Origin of the sequence: Desulfosudis oleivorans Hxd3, assembly GCF_000018405.1 — a bacterium.
GTDB lineage: Bacteria > Desulfobacterota > Desulfobacteria > Desulfobacterales > Desulfosudaceae > Desulfosudis > Desulfosudis oleivorans.
In genome coordinates, this window is sequence record NC_009943.1 from 2,222,582 (window position 1) to 2,248,074 (window position 25,493).

General features: G+C 55.1%; 20 protein-coding genes. 11 read left to right on the forward strand and 9 right to left on the reverse strand.

Annotated elements, in window-relative coordinates; all coding sequences use genetic code 11:
* Positions 1–51: 51 nt before the first annotated feature.
* Positions 52–2,409, reverse strand: coding sequence for an O-antigen ligase family protein (locus DOLE_RS09445; RefSeq protein WP_012175255.1), 2,358 nt, complete (start codon positions 2,407–2,409; stop codon positions 52–54).
* A 1,220-nt stretch (positions 2,410–3,629) separates the two neighbouring features.
* On the opposite strand from DOLE_RS09445, the gene DOLE_RS09455 reads away from it, so the two are divergent.
* The 3 genes from DOLE_RS09455 (at position 3,630) to DOLE_RS09465 (ending at position 5,802) form a co-directional block, all read left to right on the forward strand.
* The gene (locus DOLE_RS09455) at positions 3,630–3,875 is read left to right on the forward strand and encodes a FitA-like ribbon-helix-helix domain-containing protein (protein ID WP_012175256.1); all 246 of its coding nucleotides are present in this window, start codon (positions 3,630–3,632) and stop codon (positions 3,873–3,875) included.
* The gene (locus DOLE_RS09460) at positions 3,872–4,279 is read left to right on the forward strand and encodes a type II toxin-antitoxin system VapC family toxin (RefSeq protein ID WP_012175257.1); all 408 of its coding nucleotides are present in this window, start codon (positions 3,872–3,874) and stop codon (positions 4,277–4,279) included. Before DOLE_RS09455 ends, DOLE_RS09460 begins: the two co-directional genes overlap by 4 nt.
* Positions 4,280–4,599: 320 nt before the next feature.
* Positions 4,600–5,802 (forward strand): ATP-binding protein, encoded by a 1,203-nt coding sequence (locus DOLE_RS09465; protein ID WP_012175258.1) that lies wholly within the window; start codon positions 4,600–4,602, stop codon positions 5,800–5,802.
* Between the two features lie 179 nt (positions 5,803–5,981).
* Here DOLE_RS09465 and DOLE_RS09470 read toward each other — a convergent pair whose 3' ends face one another.
* On the reverse strand, positions 5,982–7,235 hold the full coding sequence (locus DOLE_RS09470) for a Fic family protein (RefSeq protein ID WP_012175259.1): 1,254 nt from the start codon (positions 7,233–7,235) through the stop codon (positions 5,982–5,984).
* A gap of 451 nt (positions 7,236–7,686) precedes the next feature.
* Entirely contained in the window at positions 7,687–9,078 is a 1,392-nt protein-coding gene (locus tag DOLE_RS09475; protein WP_083766570.1) for an ATP-binding protein, read from the reverse strand.
* Between the two features lie 313 nt (positions 9,079–9,391).
* Here DOLE_RS09475 and DOLE_RS09480 point away from each other — a divergent pair, with 313 nt between their 5' ends.
* From DOLE_RS09480 to pgi, 6 genes are all read left to right on the forward strand, one after another.
* On the forward strand, positions 9,392–9,628 hold the full coding sequence (locus DOLE_RS09480) for a type II toxin-antitoxin system Phd/YefM family antitoxin (protein WP_041280479.1): 237 nt from the start codon (positions 9,392–9,394) through the stop codon (positions 9,626–9,628).
* Positions 9,629–9,630: 2 nt separating this feature from the next.
* Positions 9,631–10,080, forward strand: a complete 450-nt coding sequence (locus tag DOLE_RS09485; RefSeq protein ID WP_012175262.1) for a PIN domain-containing protein — start codon at positions 9,631–9,633, stop codon at positions 10,078–10,080.
* Positions 10,081–10,253: 173 nt separating this feature from the next.
* Positions 10,254–10,550, forward strand: coding sequence for a hypothetical protein (locus DOLE_RS09490; protein WP_041280480.1), 297 nt, complete (start codon positions 10,254–10,256; stop codon positions 10,548–10,550).
* Positions 10,547–11,230, forward strand: coding sequence for a nucleotidyl transferase AbiEii/AbiGii toxin family protein (locus DOLE_RS09495; RefSeq protein WP_012175264.1), 684 nt, complete (start codon positions 10,547–10,549; stop codon positions 11,228–11,230). The genes DOLE_RS09490 and DOLE_RS09495 overlap by 4 nt, the downstream gene beginning before the upstream one ends.
* Before the next feature lie 338 nt (positions 11,231–11,568).
* Positions 11,569–12,582, forward strand: coding sequence for a UDP-glucose 4-epimerase GalE (gene galE, locus DOLE_RS09500; RefSeq protein ID WP_012175265.1), 1,014 nt, complete (start codon positions 11,569–11,571; stop codon positions 12,580–12,582).
* A gap of 177 nt (positions 12,583–12,759) precedes the next feature.
* The gene (gene pgi, locus DOLE_RS09505; RefSeq protein WP_012175266.1) at positions 12,760–14,400 is read left to right on the forward strand and encodes a glucose-6-phosphate isomerase; all 1,641 of its coding nucleotides are present in this window, start codon (positions 12,760–12,762) and stop codon (positions 14,398–14,400) included.
* A 203-nt stretch (positions 14,401–14,603) separates the two neighbouring features.
* Here the strand turns inward: pgi and DOLE_RS09510 are convergent, their stop codons facing one another.
* The 6 genes from DOLE_RS09510 to DOLE_RS09535 form a co-directional block, all read right to left on the reverse strand.
* Positions 14,604–15,617, reverse strand: coding sequence for a 3-oxoacyl-ACP synthase III family protein (locus DOLE_RS09510; protein ID WP_012175267.1), 1,014 nt, complete (start codon positions 15,615–15,617; stop codon positions 14,604–14,606).
* A gap of 145 nt (positions 15,618–15,762) precedes the next feature.
* Complete coding sequence (locus DOLE_RS09515) at positions 15,763–16,731, reverse strand: FecR family protein (protein ID WP_167320871.1); 969 nt, start codon at positions 16,729–16,731, stop codon at positions 15,763–15,765.
* A gap of 432 nt (positions 16,732–17,163) precedes the next feature.
* Entirely contained in the window at positions 17,164–18,012 is an 849-nt protein-coding gene (locus DOLE_RS09520; RefSeq protein WP_012175269.1) for a FecR family protein, read from the reverse strand.
* 27 nt (positions 18,013–18,039) lie between these two features.
* The gene (locus DOLE_RS09525) at positions 18,040–19,548 is read right to left on the reverse strand and encodes a tetratricopeptide repeat protein (protein WP_012175270.1); all 1,509 of its coding nucleotides are present in this window, start codon (positions 19,546–19,548) and stop codon (positions 18,040–18,042) included.
* 16 nt (positions 19,549–19,564) lie between these two features.
* Positions 19,565–20,929, reverse strand: coding sequence for an adenylosuccinate lyase (gene purB, locus DOLE_RS09530; protein WP_012175271.1), 1,365 nt, complete (start codon positions 20,927–20,929; stop codon positions 19,565–19,567).
* 16 nt (positions 20,930–20,945) lie between these two features.
* A complete protein-coding gene (locus tag DOLE_RS09535) occupies positions 20,946–21,725 on the reverse strand; it encodes a prepilin peptidase (protein ID WP_012175272.1) in 780 nt (259 codons plus the stop codon).
* 505 nt (positions 21,726–22,230) lie between these two features.
* Here DOLE_RS09535 and lon point away from each other — a divergent pair.
* Positions 22,231–24,693 carry an endopeptidase La gene (gene lon, locus DOLE_RS09545; RefSeq protein WP_012175273.1) on the forward strand — a complete coding sequence of 821 codons (2,463 nt, stop codon included), beginning with the start codon at positions 22,231–22,233 and terminating at the stop codon, positions 24,691–24,693.
* The gene (gene tsaB, locus DOLE_RS09550; RefSeq protein ID WP_012175274.1) at positions 24,690–25,373 is read left to right on the forward strand and encodes a tRNA (adenosine(37)-N6)-threonylcarbamoyltransferase complex dimerization subunit type 1 TsaB; all 684 of its coding nucleotides are present in this window, start codon (positions 24,690–24,692) and stop codon (positions 25,371–25,373) included. Before lon ends, tsaB begins: the two co-directional genes overlap by 4 nt.
* Positions 25,374–25,493 lie beyond the last annotated feature (120 nt).

Sequence of the window (25,493 nt, forward strand, 5' to 3'; positions counted from 1 at the left end):
CGGGTTAAAGGAACGTGCGCCTTTTTCGCCGGGCCGCTTCAGGTATCGCCCTTACCGTTTCATGGCTTTAAGACGTTGTTCGGTGTCGCGGTAGCCGGGGGAAATAATCTGGAGCTTTTTATACAGATCCAGGGCCTTGTAGACTATCTGGTTTTCTTCATAAGTCCGGGCCAGCAGGTAAAGCAGATAGGGGTGATCCGGCAATCGGGTGACACCACGTTCCAGAACAGTAATGGTCTGGTCATGATTTTTTTCCCGCAGGTAAAGATGGGCCAGGTTAATATAAGCCTTTGGCGAGGGCTCGGCTTCCTGGTCGGCGGCATTCACGGCGGCGGTCAGAATGGTTCTTCGCATAAAGTCGTAATCGGTGTTTTGGATATGGGCGGCAAACTGGGTCAGCACATAAGAATTTGCAGGCAGGGCTGTAAACATTTCCGCGGGGGTGAGGCCGGCATAAGTCATCAGGGTAAAAAACTGTCGCGCCAGGGAAGGATGGGTTTTAATACCAGTTCGAACCACGGACATGGCCTTTTCCTTATTGCCGGTTTCAAACAGGAACCCGGCGTGGGCGCCATGCGCGCCGGGTCGCATGGGATAGGTTTTTACACCGGCGGCCATAAGGGCCTCGGCCCGGGAAAGGGGCAGGCCGGCATTGCGGGCGGCCTGGCCGGCCTTTTGAAGCAGTGTTGATCGGGTGGGTGTAAAACAGAGGGCCTGCTGATAGGCGTCCAGTGCCTGTTCCGGGTTGCCGGAGAAAAAGGCGGCGTCTCCGAGAAGTGTGTGGGCGGTTGCGCTCCATGGTGAGAAGGCGGTGGCACGGCGGGCGCTTTCGGCAGCCTGTTCCAGCAGGGCCGGGGCAGTGGTGTTGTTCAGGGGGGCCTTTATAAAGGGCTGGATGTGTTGATCGGCCATCCATTGGCCCATAGACAGCGCCAGAAGCGGCGGCCAGAGCAGGATAAACAGAAAAGGCGTGACAAGGGCTGCCCTGTTTGGCGCGGGTGGCAGGTAGGTGGGCGGGGTGATGTGGTTTCGCAGCCGGGTGTGGGCCGCGGCAACCGCCAGGCCGCAGAGAAAGGCAAGATAAAGGGCGTTGGCGGGAATATGCAGGTTGAAGTCTGTGAAGCTGTGCAGCAGGATGGCTACAATACCGGTAATGGCGCCGATACAGACCAGAATGGAATAGGACTCTTTTCTCTTTTTTAGGGTTTTCTGCACAACCTGGAAAAGGCAGAGAAAAAAAACAAGAAACAGCAGAACACCGGGGATACCGCCTTCTATAAGCAGCTCCAGGTAGTCGTTGTGGGCATGGTCCAGGATGGCTCCCATATAGTAGGTCTGGTAGATGGGTCCGGCCACTTCAAAGGCACCAAAACCAACACCGGTGGTCAAAAAATCCAGCCCGCCGGCCAGGCATCTGCCCCAGTATCGGAGCCGGCCAATGCGCATGATATCATCTGCCGCATAGATGGTGCTGAAGCGATTGTCAATTGTTTCCCAGCCGACCCAGGTGAGGGCCATCAGAACGGCGCACAGCAGCATTGCGGCGGTGATTTTCATTTTTGTGTGGCGTCCTGAAAATTTTTTTCCGGATGCCATCAGAATAAAAAACAGGCTGGATATGCACAGGCTGGTCATGCCGCCCCTGGAGAGACTGATAAAAACCGACATCACCATGATTGATGCCGAAAGCAGAAGAAGAATAAACAGGGGGGTCTCTTTTTCTTCAAACAGGCCCAGGATTTTTTCGCGCATGGTGCCGAACTGACGGGGGGGGCGAAGCGCCAGCAACAGGCCAAGGGTGGGACCAAAAAGCATGGCCATAAGGCCGGCGTAGTGGTTGCGGTTAATATAGGAGCCAAATATCGAGCAGGACTGCACGGATATATAGCGGAACCATAAAGCACGGTTGTCTGTGAAAATGTGCTGAAGGATGGACGAAAAGGCAAAAATGCCGGCAAAAAAGGCCAGAAACAGCAGGGTGCGGCGCAACATTGCTTTGTCCGACAGGAGCTGAACAGAAATCCAGTAGAAACCGACCCACAGCAGCCAGCGACAGAGTTCAAACAGGGTGGCGTGAAGGTTCAGTGTAAGGGGCCAGGCACGGTCCGGTAGAAGAATGCCGATGGTTTCGTTGCGGAGCTGGGCGGCGTTGGGAGACAAAAGGGACAGGACAGCCTGCGGCAGGGGGATGATCTGCAAGAAGATGAAAAGCCCAAGCAGGGCAAGGGGTAACATGCAGGGTACCCGGTAGATGGGGGCGGCATGGCGCCGGGTGTGAAGCAGGTAAAAGCTGATGGCGGCACCGGTGAGCAGGGTCAGGAAGAAGAAGGCCCAGGACTCCACGCTGCCGAACGCCAGGGGCGCAAAGACCAGGGTTGCCAGATATAAAAATCGACTTATTGAAAGCATGTGCGCGTGTACCTTTTGTTCAATCTCGCTGTTCTGTATTGTGGTTGTTGCCGGGCTCGATCCGGGAGGCCGGCATAAGATTGATTTTACCTTGTTAATACGGAATGCGGTGTCAGGTCAATTTTATTCTGGATCGCCCGATCCGGCTTTCGCCATGGTGGGCGACGGCCCGGCAGGCAAGCCCGGGGGGGGCGGGATGGGGAATGATGAATGCGGAATGATGAATGATGAATACGTAGGCGTCATTATTCGGCTTGCGTGCCCTGCCCTGTCATTGCCTGCCCGGCTGCAATGCCCTTACGGGCACACTACAAACGGGTATGCGCAGGCTTCATTACCCGTCCCGGATCGGAGTCCGGGATGACGGACCGGGTAATCCAGCCCCACCGCCGTCATTGCCGGGCTTGACCCGGCAATCCAGCGTAAAATTGATCTTCCACCCTATTAATGCGGAATTGGGTCATTTTTATTCTGGATTGCCCAATCAAGTTGGGCAATGACGAACTACCTTATCCGTCATTGCCGGGCTTGACCCGGCAATCCAGTGTAAAATTGATTTTGTTCCTTATTGAGGGGAACAGCCAAAGGCGTTCAAGATTGCTTCGCTTCGCTCGCAATGACACGAAACAGAAAATGCGGAACTGGGTCATTCTTGGTCTGGACCCCCGGGTCAAGCCCGAGGGTGACGAGGGGGGTTGGGCAATGACGGCTACGGCGGAACTGGGCCATTCTTGGTCTGGACCCCCGGGTTCCGCCGTTGCCAAGGCTATGGCGGACACGCAAGCCCGAGGGTGACGGCATACGTGGGTGTCATTATTCGGCTTGCGTGCCCTGCCCTGTCATTGCCTGTCCGGCTGCGATGCCCTTACGGGCACACTACAAACGGGCATACGTAGGCGTCATTACCCGTCCCGGATCGGAGTCCGGGATGACGGACCGGGTAATCCAGCCCCACCGCCGTCATTGCCGGGCTTGATTGGGTAGTCCAGTGTAAAATTGATCTTCCACCCTATTAATGCGGAACTGGGCCATTCTTATTCTGGATTGCCCAATTCCGCCGTCGCCAAGGCTATGGCGGACACGCAAGTTGGGCAATGACGAGGGGTGAGGCAAAGGGAATGATGAATGGGGAATGATGAATGATGAAAAACGGGCAATATAAAATTGACATATGAGGATGCGCATCATATAATGACTCAAAATGATGCAAGGAGGGAGTCATGCAGCAAGTAACCATTCGAGGACTGGGCGAGGACATTGAAAGGGCCATCCGCAAAATGGCCAGTGACAACGGGAAATCCATGAACCAGGTCATCAAGGAAATTATTCACAAAGAGTTTGAAAAAAGCAGGCGGCCGGCATCTTCTCTAAGTGAGATGGCCGGGGGCTGGAGCCGGCCGGAAGCGGCTGAGTTTGAAGCGGCCATTCAATCCTGCGAACAGATAGATGAAGACCTGTGGAAATGAAGCTTATTCTGGATACCAATGCCTATGTCGGCTTCAAGCTGGGGATTGCGCCACTGGTTGCGTATATCACCCGGGCCGATATCGTGTTCCTGTCTCCCGTTGTTTTGGGGGAGCTGATGTTTGGTTTTCGCAACGGCTCGCGGTTTGACAGGAACATGGAAGAGTTGAACCGTTTTTTGGAACACCCCGCGGTTGAGGTGATGGGAATGACACAAATCACATCAGACCGGTATGCCAGAATCGCCACCCAACTGAAACAACAGGGCACCCCTCTTCCCACCAATGACATCTGGATTGCCGCACAGACCATGGAGTCAGGCACGGAGCTGGTCACCATGGATCGCCATTTTGAGAAAATTGCCAACCTCGTTTATCGCCTGTTTGACAGCCCGAAGCCCGGGTGATGATGCAGGAATGATGAATACGTGGGCGTCATTACCCGTCCCGGATCGGAGTCCGGGATAACGGACCGGGGAATCCAGCCTCACCGCCGTCATTGCCGGGCTTGACCCGGCAATCCAGTGTAAAATTGATCTGGTTCCTTATTGATTCGGTATTGGGTCAATCTTGGTCTGGCCCCCCGGGTTCCGCCGTCGCCAAGGCTATGGCGGACACGCAAGCCCGAGGGTGACGAGGGGGGCGGGAACTCAATCATTGAGTAAAAAAACTCACTGATTGAGTAAAAGTTGTTGCATAGCAGTAACATTTTGGTTATATTCATTTTATGAAAAATTTTGAACGATCATTGGTGCCGTTGCTGGTCGGTGAGCTTGAGAAAAAACAGACGGTTTTTCAGGTGTTGACCGGTCCCCGGCAGGTCGGGAAAACAACCATCGCCCGGCAGGTGATGGATAAGCTGCCGTTTCCTTTCATCTACGCTTCGGCTGACAGTCCACTTCCTCCGGGTCCGGAATGGGTTGAAACCCAGTGGCGCCGGGCAGAGGTCGAAGCGGATCGGTCGGGTGGGCCTGTATTGCTGGTGCTCGATGAGGCGCAAAAGGTACGGGGCTGGAGTGAAATCCTGAAAAGCAAGTGGGATGCCGCCATCCGGACAGCACGAGATATCCGTCTGCTCGTACTGGGATCATCGGCGTTGCTGATTCAGGCAGGGTTATCAGAAAGCCTGACCGGGCGTTTCTTTCTGCACCGTTGCAGCCATTGGCCGTTTCAGGAGTGCGTTGATGCTTTCGGTTGGGATTTGCCACAGTGGTTATACTTCGGCGGTTATCCCGGTGCGGCGGTTTTTTGCCATGATGAGAGCAAGTGGAAACGGTACGTGACCGACTCTTTGATCGAAACGGTACTGGCGCGGGATGTTCTGCAACTCCAGAAAATCACCAAACCGACGCTTCTGCGGCATTTATTCGCGCTGGCAGCGACGTTTCCGGCCCAGATTCTTTCTTACAACAAAATGCTCGGGCAATTGCAGGATGTCGGGAATACAACGACGATTGCCCACTATTTGCGGATGCTGGAAACTGCTTTTCTGGTCAGTGGATTGGAGCTTTTTTCGCGGGGTTCTGTTCGCAAGCGGGGAAGCAGCCCCAAGCTGGTGCTCTGGAACAACGCCCTGGTCAACGCCCTGTCCAATCGTTCTTTTGACGAATCGATTGCCGACGCCATCTGGTGGGGACGACTGGTCGAAAATGCCGTGGGGGGATATCTTGTCAACATGCTGCCCCCGGCGGACTATACCATCACATACTGGCGGGATGGGAATCGCGAGGTGGATTTTGTGATTACCCGCGGGGCAAAGCTGTGGGCGATAGAGGTGAAAAGCGGCCGGAGCGGCAAAACATCCGGGCTGGAATCGTTTCGTTCACGGTATAAAGGCGCGCGGACGCTTGTTGTTGGTGACAACGGGATTCCTCTACAGGAATTTTTTGCCACGCCGGCTGAGATATGGTTTAGCCCGGATGTCTCATGAAATATCCGGGTTAGGGTTCAGGGTTTGTGGGCCATGGGGAATGATGAATGATGAATGATGAATGATGAATGCGCAGGTGTTATTATTCGGCTTGCGTGCCCTGCCCTGTCATTGCCTGTCCGGCTGCAATGCCCTTACGGGCACACTACAAACGGGCATACGTGGGCGTCATTGCCGGGTCAAGCTTCTTCCCCGTCATGAAGGTATGTCTCGCCCATCACTGACGGATCAAAAAGGGCAGGGAAATAGTGCCGCAGCACCTTCATGGGGAGTCCGATCCTCAACGGCGCCCGGTGGGAGTCCGACTCAACCAGCCCCTCTTTAATAAGCTGGCTCACAACCCGTCTTATCTGCCTGTCCGAGTAAGCATCCATATTCATGATGGCTCCGGCCTCCCCTCTGGGTATCTTTCCCTGGGAGAACAGAGCCTTTAACAGCCTTCCCGACCGGGGATCAATGGGAGATTCCGCGCCGAGGTGCTTACCTCTTTCATTGATATAACCATCAATCCTGGCATCAACCCGTTTAAAGTCAAGAAGCTTATCCATAAACGCGATCTGTTCCAGGCAGCTTTCAAGAAAAAAGGCGCAAAAATCGGCAAAGATTTCCTGGTCGAATCCATTGCTTTTTTTATCCGGGGAATCGGCTGATTGAAGATTGATCATGTACCAGTTTTTCTTTCTTGAAAAGCCCCGGTTGATCGACCATAAATTTGATTTGTTGATGTTGATGGCTGATAGATAAAAACTGATAAACAGCCTTGCCACCCTCCCGTTCCCGTCACGGAACGGATGAAGCCAGGTCAACCTGTGGTGTGCAGCGGCAGCGGCAATCAATTTTTCGTCGCCATGGAAATTTGAAGGATTATACAGGGCAGCAAACTCCGCAAGCTTCTGTGGAAGCTCTTTTACATCCGGACCGTGAGTCGTCTGTCCCTGGTCCACTGACACATTGGCATCTCTCATCCGACCGGGATGGACATGTATGCCTGTAAATCCCCCTGAATGGTGAGTATAACGGTGGTGTTCCGGAAGGCGCTCATAAAACCGTCTGTGGATACTGCCAAGATAGTCAAGACCGCAAATATTATCCGGCGGGTTCTCGTCCAGGGCGGCCATAAACTCTCTTTCGACCTCTACGTGGGCGGCGCACAATTCCTGGGCATATCGCCGACTGTCATCTTCGGCGAACTTTTTTAAAAGTGCCTGCTCAATCTCCGGAAGCAGGGTTTTATGGCCTTCAATCAGGTTTGAATAATAGCTGTTGAGATACCGCAGTTTTTCGCCAAGCGATCTGGCCGTGTCCGGCGCGATCCGCCCTTCAAGATATGCCGATGCCGTCACCACTTCCTGGGCCATGTCTTTCAACGGCCCCAAAAGTTCTTTTTCAGGGATGGCAGGGCTTAAAACAGGGCTTTGGCAGGATAAATTCATGTCTGGTTCCTTGTCCGGTTTTTTTTAATTTATATCAGGATATTACAATATAATTAAATGTTATAATGTCCTGTTTTGTTTTATGGACAATGTCCTGTTCTTTGTCCGGTTTGTTTATTGTTATTTTAATATTTTATATATATAATAGCAAGCATAAATGTCCTGTTTAAGCTTGTCAATAAAAAAGATAGGGCATAGGGAATGATGAATAGGGATAGGGAATCGGGTCAATCTTGGTCTGGACCCCCGGGTCAAGCCCGAGGGTGACGGCACACGTGGGCGTCATTATTCGGCTTGCGTGCCCTGCCCTGTCATTGCCTGTCCGGGTGTGATGCCCTTACGGGCACACTACAAACGGGTTCGTCGCTCAAGACTTTCTCCCTGTTCGATGCCCTTACGGGCACACTACAAACGGGCATAAGTATTTCGGGGACAGGGTTTTTCGGAATACTTATCTTTCAAGCAGAACATTGATATTACCTGCCAGATAAAGCGGCAGGGAAAGGAGCCGGTACTTTACCAACCGGCCCTGGGTTGTCTTGACGCTCATCTCTTTGACAGACGGTGGGTTGGCATCCAGGCGAACCGCCATCTTCAGGCTTTTTTCCGCCATGAACTGGTGCAGGGACTTCATGCTTCCGGCAGCTCCGGATTTGACCTCAACAGGAACGATATCGGCCCCATGCTGGAGGATATAATCGATTTCCCCCTGGCGGCCGCCGGTTCTCTGCCAATAAAACAGCCGCGGGTCCATTGCCGGGGTTTGGGCGGCACGCAGCTGCTGCCCGACAAATTGCTCGGCGAGCCCGCCCCTGTTTGATAGAAGCATGTTGTCCAAATCGGCGGACTTCACCGAAGCAAGGCCCAGATGGGCGGAAACCAGGCCGACATCCACCATCAGTGCCTTGAAAAACTTATCGTTCGATTCCGCGCCCAGGGGAAGGCCGTTGCCGCTGGTATGAACAACCATGGAACATACCTTTGCCTGGGAAAGAAACATCAGCAACTTTTTTACAAGAGGGGCTTTCACATCGGGATCGACCCTGCTGTAAACGAATTTATTCCCGAGCTGTCCGGCAACCGAGAGCAGAATTTTGTGTAGAAGCCTGGCATCGATTTCACCGCCGTACTTGTGAAAATCATCCCGGTAGGTGGACAGAAGGTCGTGCTGGATTTTGATGCAGGACTGCATGTCCCTGCCGTCAAGCCATGTCCGGACCGCCTCGGGCATCCCCCCGACAAGACAATATTGCCGATACAGCTCCATGCATCGCGCATGCAGGGGTTGAGGCAGCGGTGCCTGCGGGGAGGTGGAAAGCATTTTTTGATACAGAGGCTCATTGCCCAAGGCCAGAACGAACTCGAAAAACGACAGGGGCTCGACATAAAAATAAGTGACCCGTCCTACCGGCATGCTGAAATCGGCTTTCTTCAAGACGAATTCGAGCAATGATCCGGCTGCGATCACCGGCAGTTCCGGCATGTCTTCCCTGAACCACCTGAGTTTTGCGAAAAGCTCGGGAGCGGCCTGGATCTCGTCCAGAAAAAGGCACGCGGATTCGGGGAGGATTTTAAAAGCCAGTTGGGCTTCAATGTTTTTCAGGATTTCCCGGGGGCTGTTGCCTGAAAAGAGACCGGCATAATCGGGATATTTTTCAAGGTTCAGTTCAATCAATTGCAGCCCTTGTTGCTTTGCAAAATCACGCACAAGCCAGGTCTTGCCGACCTGACGGGCGCCCCTCATCACCAGCGGCTTCCGGTCAGGGCCTTTCAACCACCTATCGAGCTCTTCTGACGCAAATCGAATCATTTTCCCTTCTCCTTGAGCACATATTTTCGGCATGGGTGAATATGCCAATCAAGCACCACATGTTGCCGCAGCGTAATGAAGGATACCGTTAAAATAGTTAATATTTTATAAAATAACCCGTTTAAAAAGTCAAATAAAAATAATTCAACGCGTTGATTTCGAAACGACCAGTGTGGATTATCAGTCCGGCAGACCCGAGGGGGGGGGGGAATGATGAATGATGAATGCGGAATGATGAATGATGAAGGATGAAGGGGGAGTAAGTTTTAGGGGGTTAAGTTGTTGACAGGGAGGAGCAATCGAATTAAAGTAGTTCTGTAAACTACTTTTGCTGGAGGGTGATATTATGAAAACAATTACGGCTGCTAATGCGAATCGCGGATTTTCCAATTTGTTGCGGGAGGTGCGTAAGGGGGAAGAAATTACGATCCTGTCAAGAGGCAAGCCGGTGGCAAAGATAACCTCTTGTGATTCAGGAGCGTTGCAAAAGAAAACAATGAAAAATATCCTTGTAACCCGGTTGAAAGCGCAAGGTGTAACCGGGTCTCGAAATTGGACCCGTGAAGAACTGTATGGGGATTGATCATGCGTGTAGCCCTGGATACGAATATATTGGCCTATGCCGAAGGGGTGGGAGATTCGCGTCGCTGTGCCCGCGCCATCCGGCTGATAGAGCAATTGCCCGCCGACCTGGTCCTGCTGCCCGCTCAAACCCTGGGGGAGCTTTTCAGGGTTCTTGCCGGGAAGGCGAAAGGGGAGCCAGGGCTTGTACGCGAGGCAATTATGGCCTGGGCCGACAGTTTTGAAGTCGCAGACTCATCCTGGTCGGCTTTTCAAGCCGCAATCGATCTGGCAATTGATCACAAGCTTCAAATGTGGGATGCATTGATTATGGCGGTGGCCGCTGAAAATCGCTGCCGCCTGCTTTTGAGTGAAGATTTACAAAGTGGTTTCATCTGGAGAGGCGTTACTGTAGTGAACCCTTTTGCCGAACCATCTTCCCCGCAGCTTGATAATATTTTGCAAACTGAGTGAGCAGGGAAGAAATGATGAATGATGAATACGCAGGCGTCATTACCCGTCCCGGATCGGAGTCCGGGATGACGGGCCGGGTCCAGCGTAAAATTGATCTGGTTCCTTACTCATATTGCTTGAAAATTCGGCTTCACTGGGATAAAATTAAATAAATTCAAAAGGAAACATCCAAAGTGAACTCCAAAAACCTTCACATTCTCCGAGAAATGGCAGCTAAGTATATCTGGTGGGAAACACCGGATCATGCCGTTAGCAGGCCTGCACGTGTTGTCACGCAGGTGATGAATATCGGAGACTTTGAAGACGTGCAGCGCCTGGTTGCATGCATGGGGGAGTCTTCCTTACGTGACATCGTGCAAGCAGCCGAAGCGGGTCAGTTTAATGCGCGTTCCTGGACCTACTGGCATTATCGCCTCGGGCTTGCCGAACCCGGTGGTGTGCCGTCCCTGCCTGTACGGAAAATTCAATGAATCACACTTTCAAACCCTGCCTGGATATTCTTCCGCCCGCCCAGAAACGAATATGGCCGGCACTGCGTTTTACCCGAACGGCTGGATATGTCCTCTACGGTGGAACAGCCGTGGCTTTGCGCTGCGGCCACCGAGTTTCAGTGGACTTTGATTTTTTCTCTCACAAGCCTCTTAATAAAACGGAAATTTTCAGCGAATTTTCTTTCAGCCGAGAGGCCACGGTGTTGCAGGACCAGCCCCACACCCTGACACTGCTGATACCCACCCAGGGACCGGATGCCAATGATGTGAAACTTTCTTTTTTTGGACAAATCGGCATTGGGCGGGTAAACACGCCAAATGTGACGCATGATGGTGTCTTACAGGTAGCGTCCATTGAGGACCTGTTGGCGACCAAGCTGAAAGTGATTCTGCAGCGGGTTGAAGCAAAGGATTATCGGGACATTGTCGCACTGATAACAGCCGGCGCCGGCCTGCCCGCGGGTCTTGCTGCTGCAAATGCCATGTATGGAAAACAGTTTCAACCCATGGAGAGCCTGAAGGCACTAACCTTCTTTGCGGATGGCGATCTGGATACCTTGACAGCAGCGGAAAAAAATTTTCTGATCAAGGCCGCCGGCAGTGTACGAAACTTGCCCGAGGTTACCATTGTTTCTTATGAACTGGGGGTCCAGGGCTGACGGCATAGGGGAATGATGAATGCGGAATGATGAATGATGAATGATGAATACGTAGGCGTCATTACCCGGCCTGATTCGGTTTGGCTTCCCTGGTCTGTTCAGGTGCGATGCCCTTACGGGCACACTACAAGCGGGCAAAGTATTTCGGGGACACCTTACTTAATTGATGGGTGATATGAGGTTGTCGGTAAATATTTTGTCAATTAAGTAAGGTGTCCCCGAAATACCGAGGGGGGGGGAGACCGGGCCTTTTTACCTGGACTCTGGCGCCAAATTCAGTAAAATACTTCTATTTCCAACTGTTCCCATAATATTCAAATTTCGCAGAAAAGGGCGTCATGAAAAAAGTGCTTCTGACGGGCGGGGCCGGTTATATCGGGTCTCACACGTGCGTATCCCTTCTGGAGAGCGGCTGCGAGGTGCTGGTGGTGGACAACCTGTGCAACAGCAGCGCAGTGGCCCTGGAGCGGGTAAAGGCCATCACGGGCCGGGCCGTGATGTTTGAAAAGGTGGACATGCGGGACAGGGCCGAACTGGACAGGGTTTTTAAAACGTTTGCGCCGGACGCGGTGATCCATTTTGCCTGCCTCAAGGCCGTGGGTGAATCCACCACCGACCCGCTGACCTATTATGCCAATAACGTGGCCGGATCAGTGGTGCTGTTTGAAGCCATGGAAGCGGCCGGGGTAAAAAACATTGTGTTCAGCTCATCGGCCACGGTGTATGGCGACCCGGAAACCGTACCGGTGACCGAAGCCGCGGCCATTTGTCCCTGCAATCCCTACGGCCGCACCAAGCGTATGATAGAGGAAATGCTGGAGGATATTCACGCGGCGGGCAAAGGCTGGAACATTGCCATTCTGCGATACTTCAATCCCGTGGGGGCCCACGCCAGCGGGCTTATCGGCGAAGACCCCAGGGATGTGCCCAACAACCTGGCCCCCTATATCGCCCAGGTGGCCGTGGGCCGGCGGCAGCAGCTTAATGTTTACGGGGACGACTATCCCACAAAAGACGGCACCGGCGTGCGGGACTACATTCATGTGTGCGACCTGGCTGAAGCCCATGTAAAGGCCCTTGAAAAGCTGGCCCAGAACCCGGGCCTGGTGACCTACAACCTGGGCACCGGCACCGGCCATTCGGTGCTGGAGGTGGTGGCCGCCTTTGAACGGGCCTGCGGCCGGCCCATTGCCCGCACCGTCACCGGCCGGCGGGCCGGCGACGTGGCCGAATACTATGCCGACCCTTCCCGGGCGGAAAAGGAGCTGGGCTGGAAGGCGCGGCGCACCCTTGACGACATGGCGGCCGACACCTGGCGCTGGCAGTCCGGAAACCCGGAGGGGTACAGGTAAATGATGAATGATGAATGATGAATGATGGAAAACGGCATAAGTTATTGGGGTAATCCAGCGTAAAATTGATCTGGTTCTTTATCCGTCAGTATCCCTGCTGCGTTTTCCGATTGAAAAACCACTCTGTTCCCGTTAATCTTGTGCTGTTTGTCACTCTGTAGCACAAGGAGGATTCCCATGCGCACGTCCCGCCTGACCGATCTTGATCTCTGGAAACAGCTGAAGGCCCACGCTGAAAAAATGGCGCTTCCGGAAAACCATTTAAAACACCTGACCATGGCGCCGGAGCGACTTGCCGAGTTTTCCATTCAGGCCCTGGATATGGTGTACGACTTTTCCCGCCAGCGGGTGGACCGGCAGGCCATTGACCTGCTGATGGAGCTGGCGTGGGAGCGCAAAGTAACCCAGCGGTTTCAGGCGATGACAACCGGCGCCGTTGTAAACACCACGGAAAACCGGGCCGCCCTGCATACCGCCTGCCGGGATTTTTCAAAAGCCAAGCGCGTTGTAAACAAAATCGATGTAACAGCGGAGATGGCCCGGGTCCGTAAAGAAATCAGGGAGTTCAGCGAAGCGGTCCATGCGGGCCAAATAACCGGCGCCACAGGTAAACCCTTTGCCCATGTGGTGGTGGTGGGCATCGGCGGCTCTTACCTGGGCACCGAATTCGTGGCCCGTGCCCTGGCCGCCTATGCCGACAAAGGCATTTGCCTTCACTTTCTGGCCAACGTGGACATTCACAACTTCGGCGAAATCGCGGAAGCCATTGATCCGGAAACAACGCTGTGGGTCATTGTTTCCAAAAGCTTTACCACCGCCGAAACCATGGCCAACGCCAACCAGGCCGCTGCCTTTATGAAGGAGCAGGGGCTGGACCCGGCCCGCCATTTTGTGTCGGTTACCAGCAAGGGCAGCCCCGGAGACCAGACGGGCCAGGACGCGCCCTTTCCGGTGCTTCGGTCGTTCCACATGTTTGATTTTATCGGGGGCCGGTACAGCGTCACCTCTGCCGTGGGCGGGGTGCCCCTGAGCCTCTACCTGGGATATGACCGGTTCGAGACGTTTTTAAAGGGGGCCCACCAGATGGACGTTCACGCGGCCACGGCCCCACCCACCACCAACATGCCGCTGACAGCGGCCCTGCTGGGCATCTGGAACAATAATTTTCTGGAATACCCGGCCCAGGCCATTATTCCTTATGCCTCTCCCCTGGCCAGGCTGGCGCCCCATGTGCAGCAGCTTTACATGGAAAGCAACGGCAAGTCGGTGACAGCCGAAGGAAAGCCCCTGGGTGTCCGGTCCGGGGTCATCATCTTCGGCGAGCCGGGCACCAATGCCCAGCACTCCTTTTTCCAGCTGGCCCACCAGGGCGCGCCCTTCCCCATTGACTTTATCGGCGTGATAAAGCCTCAGTATGATGCGTTCCAGGCTCTGTCCAGGGGGGTGACCAACCACCAGGAGTTGTGGGCCAACCTGATCTCCCAGCCCCGGGCCCTTGCCGAGGGGAAGGAGAGCGAAGACGGGCACCGGTCTTTTTCCGGCAACCGCCCCTCTTCCACCATCCTTCTGGAAGACCTGTCCCCGGCGTCAGTGGGCAAGCTACTGGCCTTTTACGAGGCCCGCACGGTTTACGAGGCCTTTGTCTGGGGCATCAATCCCTTTGATCAGTATGGTGTGGAACTGGGGAAAAAGCTGGCGTCGGAGATAAGAAGCCAGATGGCCGCAAAAAACAGGGATGCCGGCCACACCTTTGAGAATGTGGACTCCATATCAAGGTTCTACCTTGAAAAGCTGATGGGGAAAGGGAATGATGAATGATGAATGATGAATGATGAATGATGAATACGTAATCGTCCTTGCCGGGCTTGATTCAGCTTGGCTTCCCTGGCCTGCCCGGCTGCAATGCCCTTACGGGCACACTACAAACGGGCATACCGACTCCCACCACCGTCATTTCCGGGTCCCGGATCGGAGTCCGAGATGACGGACCCGGCAATCCAGTATAAAATTGATCTGGTTCCTTACGCGTGCCGGTAAAGGTTGGCGCCCCAGGTCACGCCCGCGCCAAGGCCCAGGAACAGGGCGGTATCGCCCTTTTTGAACCGGCCCTGCTCAATCACCTCGTCTAAGGCCAGGGGAATGGTGGCGGCCGTGGTGTTGCCGTATTTCTGAATGTTGTTGTAGATCTTGCCCTCCGGAAGCTTCAGTGTCTCCTGGTAAAACTGGTTGATGCGAAGATTGGCCTGGTGCGGAATAATCAGGTCGATTTCATCAAAAGAGGTGAGCCCTGCCTTTTCCATGATCTGAAGGGTCAGTTCCGGCAGACGCGTCACCGCCAGCTTGAAAATCAGCTTGCCGTTCATCTTGGGATAGTGGCGGCCTTCATCCAGCATCTCGTGGGTGATGCGCTCCGGTGACATGCGCGAGGCAGGGGCCTCCAGCATCAGGCTGGCCGCGTGTTTTCCTTCGGCGAAAAGAAGCGATGCCAGCACCCCCACCGGCTCTTCGGTTTCCACTGCTTCCAGGCATACGGCGGCGGCGCCGTCGCCGAAAATAACGGCCACGTCCCTGCCCCGGGTGGTTACATCCAGGCCGGTACTGTGGACCTCGGACCCCACCACCAGCACCCGGCGGGCCATGCCGCTGCGAATATAGGCGTCAGCGGTGGCCAGGCCGTATATAAAGCCCGTGCACTGCTGGCGGATGTCTAAGGCCGGGGTGGAAGAGAGGCCCAGCTTGTGCTGCAACAGGCACCCTGATCCCGGGAAAAAGATGTCCGGGCTCAATGTGGCAAAAATGATAAAATCCAGATCCTCCGGTGTCCAGCCGGCCCGTTCCAGGGCGATTTTTGAGGCTTCCAGGCCCAGGTCGGAGGCCCCGGTCTCACCGCCTTCAGGCACCCAGTAGCGCTGCTCTATACCGGTGCGCTGACGGATCCATTCGTCGGACGTCTCCATTTTTTTTGAAAGCTCATCGTTGGTCACCAGCCGCTCCGGAACATACCGCCCTGTACCGCGAATCAAGGTTCGAATCATCTGTGCCGCTCCCTTTTGTTTTTTTGCTTACACCTTTCCGCCCGATCCGGCCGGCCGGCAAGCCTGGGTGAAAATAAAATCCCGGTCCCTTTTTGGTGTTTCCCGGGACCGGGATTCTGATTATATACGCTTTACTGTCTCAATCTTAGAGTGAAGGATGATTCGGCATGTCCGGCAGAGGCTCGGTAACTTCATCCTGAATAACATTTTTCTCTATATCCTCAATAATTCCAGGTAGATCATCCAAAGGATATCCATCGTCACCCCACGCTCCCTCTCCTTCCGGATTTTCCAGAAGATCGGGATTCAGAAGCGGGTCACCTTCTCCATCATCGTCATCATCACCTTCTTCGTCACCATCTCCTGTACCACTGTCGCCATCATTATCATCGTCATCATCGTCACCGGAAAGGCCAAGATCCTTCACCAGTTTTTTAAGTTCTTCCGGTGAAACGTCGATGGGGTTTCCCGGCAACTGACCGATGGCAGCAACCAGTTGCTGGAAGGATTCGACAATGACCGGTTCGTCCAGAGGGAAGTCGGGGTTGAAGACCTCCAGCACGGTATTGTCCAGACAGGAGATAATGATTTTGTCCCCGACCTGCTCAATGATAAAATCCGAACCGCGGACCCCCACAACAGAGGAGCCGGTCTTGACATTGAACCGGGAATGCCGGTAGTCGGAGAGCTTGGTCACCAGAAACCGGGCCTTTCCGGCCAGCATGCTCACAAAAGACATTCTGCTTTTGCCGGCGGGATCGTAAATACTCTTGTTGATCACAAGGCTCGTGTCAGCGGCCAGGGCCATTTTGCTGTTATCCTTGAGCACGATGGTCATGGCGCCGGGGCTTCGGGTAAAAAGGGTGTCGCCGTTATAGAGCGGCAACCCCTTTTTCGCCTCATACCCGTATTTTCTGTCGGTATGCATGATAAAGGCCTGGCCCCTGGCGGTTTCCACGCTGCCCACGGATTCCCCCATGCCCTGGCGATAGTGCTTCTGGATCACCAGGTTGTCCGGAATATCGGCCGCGGCAAAAACCGTCGCGCTGCTCATACAGCAAAGCAGCGTCACTCCCAGCAACACCGACCACAAACCCGTTGTTCTGTTTCCCATCAGTCGTTTCATATGGCGCCTACATGTTTTTGATGGTTGCTATGATTGATGGCTTCGTAAAAAGCCCGATTTCCGCATACAAATAAGGAACCGAATCAATTTTACACTGGATTACCCGGTCAAGCCGGGTAATGACAACTACGTGTGCCGTCACCCTCGGGCTTGACCCGGGGGTCCAGAATGAGATTGGTCCAGTTCCGTATGAATAAGGAAGAAAATCAATCTTACTCTGGATTACCCGGTCAAGCCGGGTAATGACGATTCGGAACCAGATCAATTTTACGTTGGATCACCAGGAAGCGACGAAGCAATCTCCTTCGCATCTGTTCAAGATTGCTTCGCTTCGCTCGCAATGACGCCTACCCCTTTCATCATTCATCGTTCATCACTCATCATTCATCTTTCCCCATAAAAATAGCCCATACCGCAAGATTAAGGTGTATACGGCGACACCGGACGTGTGGGCTCTGGAAAGCTCGGTGGTTCCGGCGGAACACCGGTCATGCCGGTATCATCATCGTCATCATCATCGTCGGCGCCCCCCCCGGTTCCCGGACCGCCCGTGGGAATACCCAAAGACTCCAGAATTGCCTGAATCTCTTCCGGTGTCACCTGGATCGGGCTGCCCGGCAGCTGGCCCAGTGTAACAATCAGTTGTTCAAAGGAGTTCACCACTACCGGTTCGGCCAGCGGAAAATTGGGGTTGGAGACCTCCAGCACGGTCTGGCCAAGGGTGGTGATGATGGTCTTGTCTCCCACCTGCTGAATGATAAAATCCGAGCCCCGCACCGCTGCCACTGATGTGGCGGTACGCACCTTAAAGGTGGAGTTTCTCAGGGCCGCGAACTTTTTTACAAAAAAACGGGCCTTGCCTGTCAGCAGGTTGACCAGCACCGATCTGTTGCTCGCACCGGGATCGAAAACGCTCTGGTCCAGCACCATTTCAGTTTCGGGACCCAGAGTCAGAACGCTGTCATCGTTGAGCACCAGAACGATCCGCCCTCCTTTTTTCGTGACCAGGGTATCATCCTGGTAAACGGCAAGCCCCGCCGTTACCGGGTAAACCGCCTGGCGGTCCGCGTGCATGATAAAGGCCTTTCCGTGCACCGTGCGGATTTTTCCCACCGGTACACCGGCACCCGGTGCATAACCGGATTGAATCATCAACCCGCCTGGAATGGCGCCGGCAATTGCCGGGCCTGGCGTCATGCAGCCCAACAACAGCACAACAGCCATGAAAATCGTTCCTTTGATAAAAACGTTTTTGCGGTCGTTTTTCATGGAAACACCCCTTTTGTTCAAATAGGTTTAAATCCGCGCGCTCAGAAACAGCCTGAACTCGTGGCTTCGGTATTTATAATTGGCAATATTGGAATCATTGTCCGTATACATGTAGCCGGCGCCCGCGGAAATGATATCCCGGTAGAGGTCCTTCTCAACGCCCAGGGACCCCCTGTAACGGGTATCGTCGCGCACCACGCCATAAATGGAATCGGTGTGATCATGTTCCCTGAACCGGCACTCACCGGACAGTATCAGGCGCGATTGCCAGGGAAGATACAGCCGCGCCGCCACCTCTGTTTTGATCATGTCATAATCATAGTCGTTGTGGCTTGCCGAATTGACCAAATACCCCAGGCCCGCCATCAGGTCCCCCCGATTGTCGGGCATGCTATAAATCATTCTGGCCAGCATTTCGTTGATATGGCCGTCCCGGCCGTTATCCAGCATGTCGTTGTCCCGCTTATACGCATAGGTCAAAGAGGCCATCAGGTTATCGCGAAGTTTGGCGGTGACCGACGGCCGGATTTCATGGCGCATGAGGTAACTTTCTTCGTTCATCCAGAAATACGCGGGCCGGTAAGAGAGGGACGCCAGCACGTCACCTTTCCGGTAACGGGCATAAATATCAAAAAGGCTGCCGGTCAGGTCATACTGGCCCAGGTCGGCGTACCAGGACTGGTAATGGGTATATCCCGCGCCCACGGTGATCTCGTTTGCCCTTACCACATCATAACTGCCGGACAGGATACCGGTAAACGCCCAGTCCGACTCATCGTTGAAAAGGGCCTCGTTGTCCACCGGCTCCAGCAGCACGTTGTTGTTGTATTTGGTCTCCAACCGGGCCATCAACGTGTAAGGTTTGGCCTGCCGCTGTTGCCGGGAGAGGGCGGAAAGCTGGCTGGCTGCCGCATTGCGGGTTTCCCGGTCGGTGGCATTTTCCGCCGCATAGGCCAGGCTCTCCATTGCGGCACCGGTGTCGCCCAGCTGCTTGTGGCACATGCCGATATAGAAGGCGGCATTGGGTTTGACCGAACGGTTCATGGCGCCGGCTTCCTGCAGCAGGGCAATGGCATCTTCGTACGCGTACAGTTGATACTGGGAAATTCCCGCGTAGTAACGGGAAAGGGCATTGTTCGGCTCGGCCGCTGAAACCCTGTCGAAAAGCCGGCCGGCCGTGGCATAATCTGCCAGGCGATAGTGGACCATGGCCCAGTCAAAATCCAGGCCCGGAATCTTCTGGTCCGATGACCGGGCCCGGTCAAGATGGACAACCGCCTTGGCGTACTCCTGTTGTTCCATGTACACCCTGGCCAGGTAGTAATTGTAATACGGGTTGGCGCCGTCGGTTGCAATCGCCTGACGAAACCGCTCTCCGGCTTTGTCAAAATCGCCTGATTCGTAAAGAAAGACACCCGTGTCAAAAGCCATCCTGCCCCTTTGAATCTCCGCGGCGTCCGGCGCGGCCCAGACAGGCAGGTGCAGCATCGCGACAATCAGCAGGCCGGCACCGGCCCTCAGCAGAACAGTTCCCATGCCCCCATCCATTATTTTAGGTTGTTTTGAAATAAGCATCCACCAGCCGTTCGGCCATTCCCGTATAGGCATCACAGGAAAGCCGTTTCATTCTCTGTTTGTGGGCCTCCGGTACTTTAGACAGGTCGCTGATCATGCCGGCAAAGTCCCCGGATGTAACCTTTTTCCCCCGTGTGAGAGATTTGAGCCTTTCATAGGGATTGTCCTCCCCGAAAACCCGCATAACGGTCTGCAGGGGTTCTGCCAACAGCTCCGGCGTGGCGGCAAGGTCCCCTGAAATCTGTTCTTCGTTTATATCAATTTTATGCAGTCCCTTCAAACAGTTTTTCATGCCGATGACAAAGTAGCCGAACACGGCCCCGAGGTTGCGCAGCACGGTGCTGTCCGACAGGTCCCGCTGAAAACGGGACTGAAGCAGTTTGACGGACAGGTGTTCCATCATGCCGATGGCCACGCCCATGTTGCCCTCGCTGTTTTCAAAGTCAATGGGATTGACCTTGTGCGGCATGGTGGAAGACCCCACCTCCCCTTCTTTTACCTTCTGGCGAAAATAGCCCAGGGAGATGTATCCCCACATGTCCCTGTCCAGGTCGATCAAAACGGCGGCGATCCGGATCATGGCGTGAAGGATCTCGGCAATGTAGTTGTAGGGGTTGATCTGGGTGGTAAAGAGAAGCGGCTCCACCTTGAGCGACTGGGAAAGAAACCGCCGGGAGGCGTCGATCCAGTCGATTTCCGGAAACACGAAGGCGTGGGCGTTGAAATTGCCGGAAGCGCCGTTGAACTTGGCCTCAACAGGGGCATGAAGGAACCGGTCCTGCTCCCGCCGCAGGCGCCAGGCGAAATTGACCATCTCCTTGCCCACGGTGGTGGGGGTGGCGGGCTGTCCATGGGTACGGGACATCATGGGCACGGACCGGTATTGCCGGGCCATGGACTCGATGGTTTCCAGGACCAGGCCAAACGTTTCGGCCGCCTGCTGCCGGCCCGCCCGAAGCATCAGGGCATAGGCGGTGTTGTTGATGTCCTCGGAGGTGCAGGCAAAATGGGTCCACTCCCGAATGGCGGAAAGCCCGGCCCGGTCCAGCTGCTCCTTGATGTAATACTCCACGGCCTTGACATCGTGGTTGGTGGTCTTTTCTATCTCCTTGATCCGGCGGGCGCCCTGTACGTCAAAGCCTGAGGAGATACCGGCAACAGCCTCGGCCTGCTGGCCGTTCAGGTCGAACAGGCCCAGGTCCCGGCCCAGAAAAACAAGCCAGCAGGTTTCCACATGCACCCGGTGACGAATCAGGCCGTATTCGGAAAAGATATCGCCCAGCTCGCCCACCAGTTTCGCGTATCGCCCGTCCAACACCGACAGGGCCGTCAGTTGCTCCATGTTTCCTCCGAATCGACTATGACCGTAACATATTCAGATACCAGGCCACCAGCTCCGGCCCGAAAAACAGATAGACAATGGCGCCCATGGACAGAAACGGGCCGAACGGCAGGGCCAGTTTCATGTTCTTTTTCTGCATCGCCATGATAACCATGCCCACAACCGTGCCGGCAAGAGAACTGGTAAAGATGGTAAACAGCACCCCCTGCCAGCCGCACAGCGCCCCGATCATGGCCAGCAGCTTGATGTCTCCCCCGCCCATGCCCTCCTTGCCGGTGATCAGTCGATAGATCACGGCCACGGCCAGCAGGCTGCCGCCGCCGGCCAGGATGCCCAGAAGCGAATCGGTTACCGTGGCGCGGACGATAAAGACCGATGCCAGAAAAAAAATGGGAATTCCGGGCAGGGAGATCACATCCGGAATGATCTGGTAATCAATGTCGATAAAGATTACAACGATAAGGGACGCGATAAAAACAAAATAGACAAGGCTCTCCGCGGTTAACCCGAAGTTGATGTATACGGCCACGGCACTTAAGCCGGTGATCAGTTCCACCAGGGGATAGCGCATGGAAATAGGCATGCGGCAGTGCCGGCACCGGCCCAGCAGAACCAGGTAGCTGATAATGGGAATGTTGTCCCAGGCCGCAATGGGCCGTTTGCACTGGGTGCAGGCCGATGGGGGGAACACGATGGACAGGGAGAGGGGGAGCCGGTAGATACAGACATTTAAAAAACTGCCGATGCACGCGCCAAAAACAAACAGCACCGCGCCGATAAGGGTTTCCGGTATCATCGTCCTGCTTCCTGTAGCGATATGAACACGATTGCTTCGCCTTCGGCTCAATGAAGCCGGCGTATGCCGGCCTTTCGTTTCCGGTCATTGCGAAGGAGCGGGGGCCTTCCCCGTCATTGCAATAAGCGAAGCCTTCCCCGTCATTGCGAGAAGCGAAGCCTTCCCCGTCATTGCGAGAAGCGAAGCGACGAAGCAATCTCCTTCGCATATGGCCAAGATTGCTTCGCTTCGCTCGCAATGACACTCTGGCGTGGCCAAGATTGCTTCGCTTCGCTCGCAATGACACTCTGGCGTGGCCAAGATTGCTTCGCTTCGCTCGCAATGACACTCTGGCGTGGCCAAGATTGCTTCGCTGGCGCTCGCAATGACGTTGATGAATCTCATTGTTTTGCTGTTTTGCCCATGAATCTTACGGTCTTTGCCGCCAAAAAGCAATAATGGCGTTGTAAAAAGGCAAATCTGCATTATAATACGCCCTTGTTATAAGCCAAATAAGGAGAAAACAATGGGTGAAACGGATAGAGACGACCTGATCAGCATTATCGAAGAGCAGGACGAAACCCCTGACATACCCGAAGAACTGCCGCTTCTGCCCGTGCGGGACGTGGTGATCTTCACCGACATGGTGCTGCCCCTGTTCATCGGCCGGGAAAAATCGATCCAGGCCGTGGAAGCGGCCATGGCCGGCACGGACAAGTTCCTGATGCTGGCCACACAGAAAAACCCCATGGATGAGATGCCCTCGCCGGACGATATCTACCGGGTGGGCACTGTTGGAAAAATTTTAAGAATGCTCAAGCTGCCCGAGGGCAACCTCAAGGTTCTCGTGCAGGGCATCGCAAAAGCCAATATACTAAGTTATATTGAAAAACCAAAAGGATATCATGTAAAGCTTGAGGTTATAAGCGAGTCTTATCCCGAGACCATCGACATTGAAACCGAGGCCCTGATGCGCAGTGTCCGGGAGCAGTGCGAGAAGATTCTTTCGCTGCGCGGCGAAATGTCCGCTGAAATCGACACCATTCTGGAGAGCCTGGAAGACCCGGGCAAGCTGGCCGACCTGATCGCCTCCAATCTGAAGCTGAAAACAGATGAGGCCCAGCAGATTCTGGAGCTGGCAGACCCCATAGACCGGCTGAAAAAAATCAGCGAGGTGCTTTCCAAAGAGATTCACCTTTCCACGGTGCAGGCCAAGATTCACTCCAACGTAAAGGATGAAATCTCCAAGTCCCAGCGGGACTATTACCTGCGGGAGCAGATGCGGGCCATTCACAAGGAGCTGGGAGAGAGCGACGAGCGGTCCCAGGAGATGGACGACTACGAGCGCAAAATCAAAAAGGCCCGCATGCCCAAGGAAGCCAAAAAAGAGGCGGACAAACAGCTCAAGCGGCTGGGCCAGATGCACCCGGACTCTTCCGAGGCCTCCATTGTCCGCACCTACCTGGACTGGCTGGTGGAGATGCCCTGGAGCAATTTTTCAAAGGACCTGCTGGACATCAAAAAGGCCCAGAAGGTGTTGAACGATGACCACTACGGCCTGGAAAAGGTCAAGGACCGGATTCTGGAGCACCTGAGTGTGCGCAAGCTCAACCCGGAGATGAAGGGGCCGATCCTCTGCTTTATCGGGGCCCCCGGCGTGGGCAAGACCTCCCTGGGCAAGTCCATTGCCCGGGCCATGGGCCGGAAGTTTGTCCGCATCTCCCTTGGCGGGGTGCGGGACGAAGCGGAAATCCGGGGCCACCGCCGCACCTATATCGGCGCCATGCCGGGCCGTATCATCCAGGGGCTCAAGCAGTGCGGCACCTCCAACCCCGTTTTCGTGATGGATGAGATCGACAAGATGGGCAGCGACTTTCGGGGCGACCCGTCCGCGGCCCTGCTGGAGGCCCTGGACCCGGAGCAGAACACCGACTTCAGCGACCACTACCTGAACCTCTCTTTTGACCTGTCCAAGGTGCTCTTTATCCTGACGGCCAACCAGCCCGACACCATTCCATCGGCCCTGTACGACCGCATGGAGATCATCAACATTCCGGGCTACAGCGAAGATGAGAAGCTGATCATCGCGGAAAAATACCTGATTCCCCGGCAGATCAAGGAGAACGGCCTGAAAAAGACGGATATCTCCTTCAGCCGGCAGGCCCTTTCCGCCATCATCAACCAGTACACCTCGGAATCAGGCCTGCGCAACCTGGAGCGGGAGCTGGCCACCCTCTGCCGCAAGGTGGCCCGCCGAATCGCCGAAGGCAACCGCAAAAAACACATGATCACGGTCAGCAGCCTGGAAAAATACCTGGGCGTGCCCAAGTTTATTCCCGAAATGGACCAGGAGGAGAGCCAGGTGGGGCTTGCCACCGGCCTTGCCTGGACCCAGTGCGGGGGTGAGGCCATGTACGTTGAGGCCTCCCTTTTCACCGGCAAGGGCGAACTGATTCTCACCGGCCAGCTGGGCGAGGTGATGCAGGAGTCGGCCCGGGCCGCGCTGAGCTATGCCAAGGCCAACATGAAACAGTTCGGTCTGCGCCACAATGACCTGGAAAATGTGGATGTCCACATTCATGTGCCGGCCGGCGCTATTCCCAAGGACGGGCCTTCAGCGGGCGTGGCCATGGCCGCGGCCCTGATATCGGCCCTTACCGGCGCGCCCATCAAAAACGACGTGGCCATGACCGGGGAGATCACGCTACGGGGCCGGGTCCTGCCCATCGGCGGGATCAAGGAAAAGACCCTGGGTGCCCTGCGGGCGGGCATCAAGACCATCCTGGTGCCGGAGAAAAACCGCAAAGAGGTTTCTGAAATTCCCAACCACATCGCGCGCAAAATCGAATTTGTGTTTACCGACAGCATGGACAAGGTGATCGACCTGGCCTTTGAGCGGCCCCCGAAAAAGCAAGCCGCCGCCGCTAAAAAACAGGCGCCGAAGAAAAAGGCCGTGCCACGCAAAACAACCGGAACCCGGAAAAAGTGAAGCTGCTTGCCGTTGACACCGCCACCACCAGCTGCGGGGTTGCCGTGGCCGATGGCCGGACCATTGTCGACCGACACGCCGTGATCAGCCGGGTGACCCACTCCCGCCACCTGCTGTCTATCATTGATGATCTGCTTCGACGCAACCGCCTGGCCGTCTCTGACATGGACGGGTTTGCCGTCACACGGGGACCGGGCAGTTTTACCGGTCTGCGCATCGGCATCAGCACAATCAAAGGGCTTGCCGCCGCCACAGACAGGCCCGTGGCCGGTATCTCCAGCCTTGAGGCCCTGGCCTGGCATTTTCACGAAAGCCCGGTGATGGTCTGCCCGCTGATCGATGCCCGCAAGGGCGAGGTCTACACCTGCCGTTACCGGTTCGACAACGGCAGGATCACGGCCCTCTGCGCTGAGGCGGTGCTTCCCCCGGACCAGGCCGTGGCCGGCATCGACCAGCCCTGTGTTTTCGCTGGCACCGGCGTGGAGGTCTGTGGCCCGGCCATCACCGCCATGGCCGGGGAAAACGCCCGGCTGGCACCGCCCGGCCAGAACGCCATTGACCCGGCCGTTGTGGCTCTCCTGGGCATTGAGCGACTGGAACAGGGCCTGGCTGAAAACCTGGACACCTTTGCGCCGGTCTACCTTCGCAAACCCGACGCCGTGGTTCAGCAGCAAAAATAGGCGTCATTACCCGGCTTGCCGCCCACGCACCCGTCATTACCCGGCTTGACCGGGTAATCCAATGTAAAATTGACCAGATTCCTTATCCATTCGGTATGAAACCAATTTGATTCTGGACCC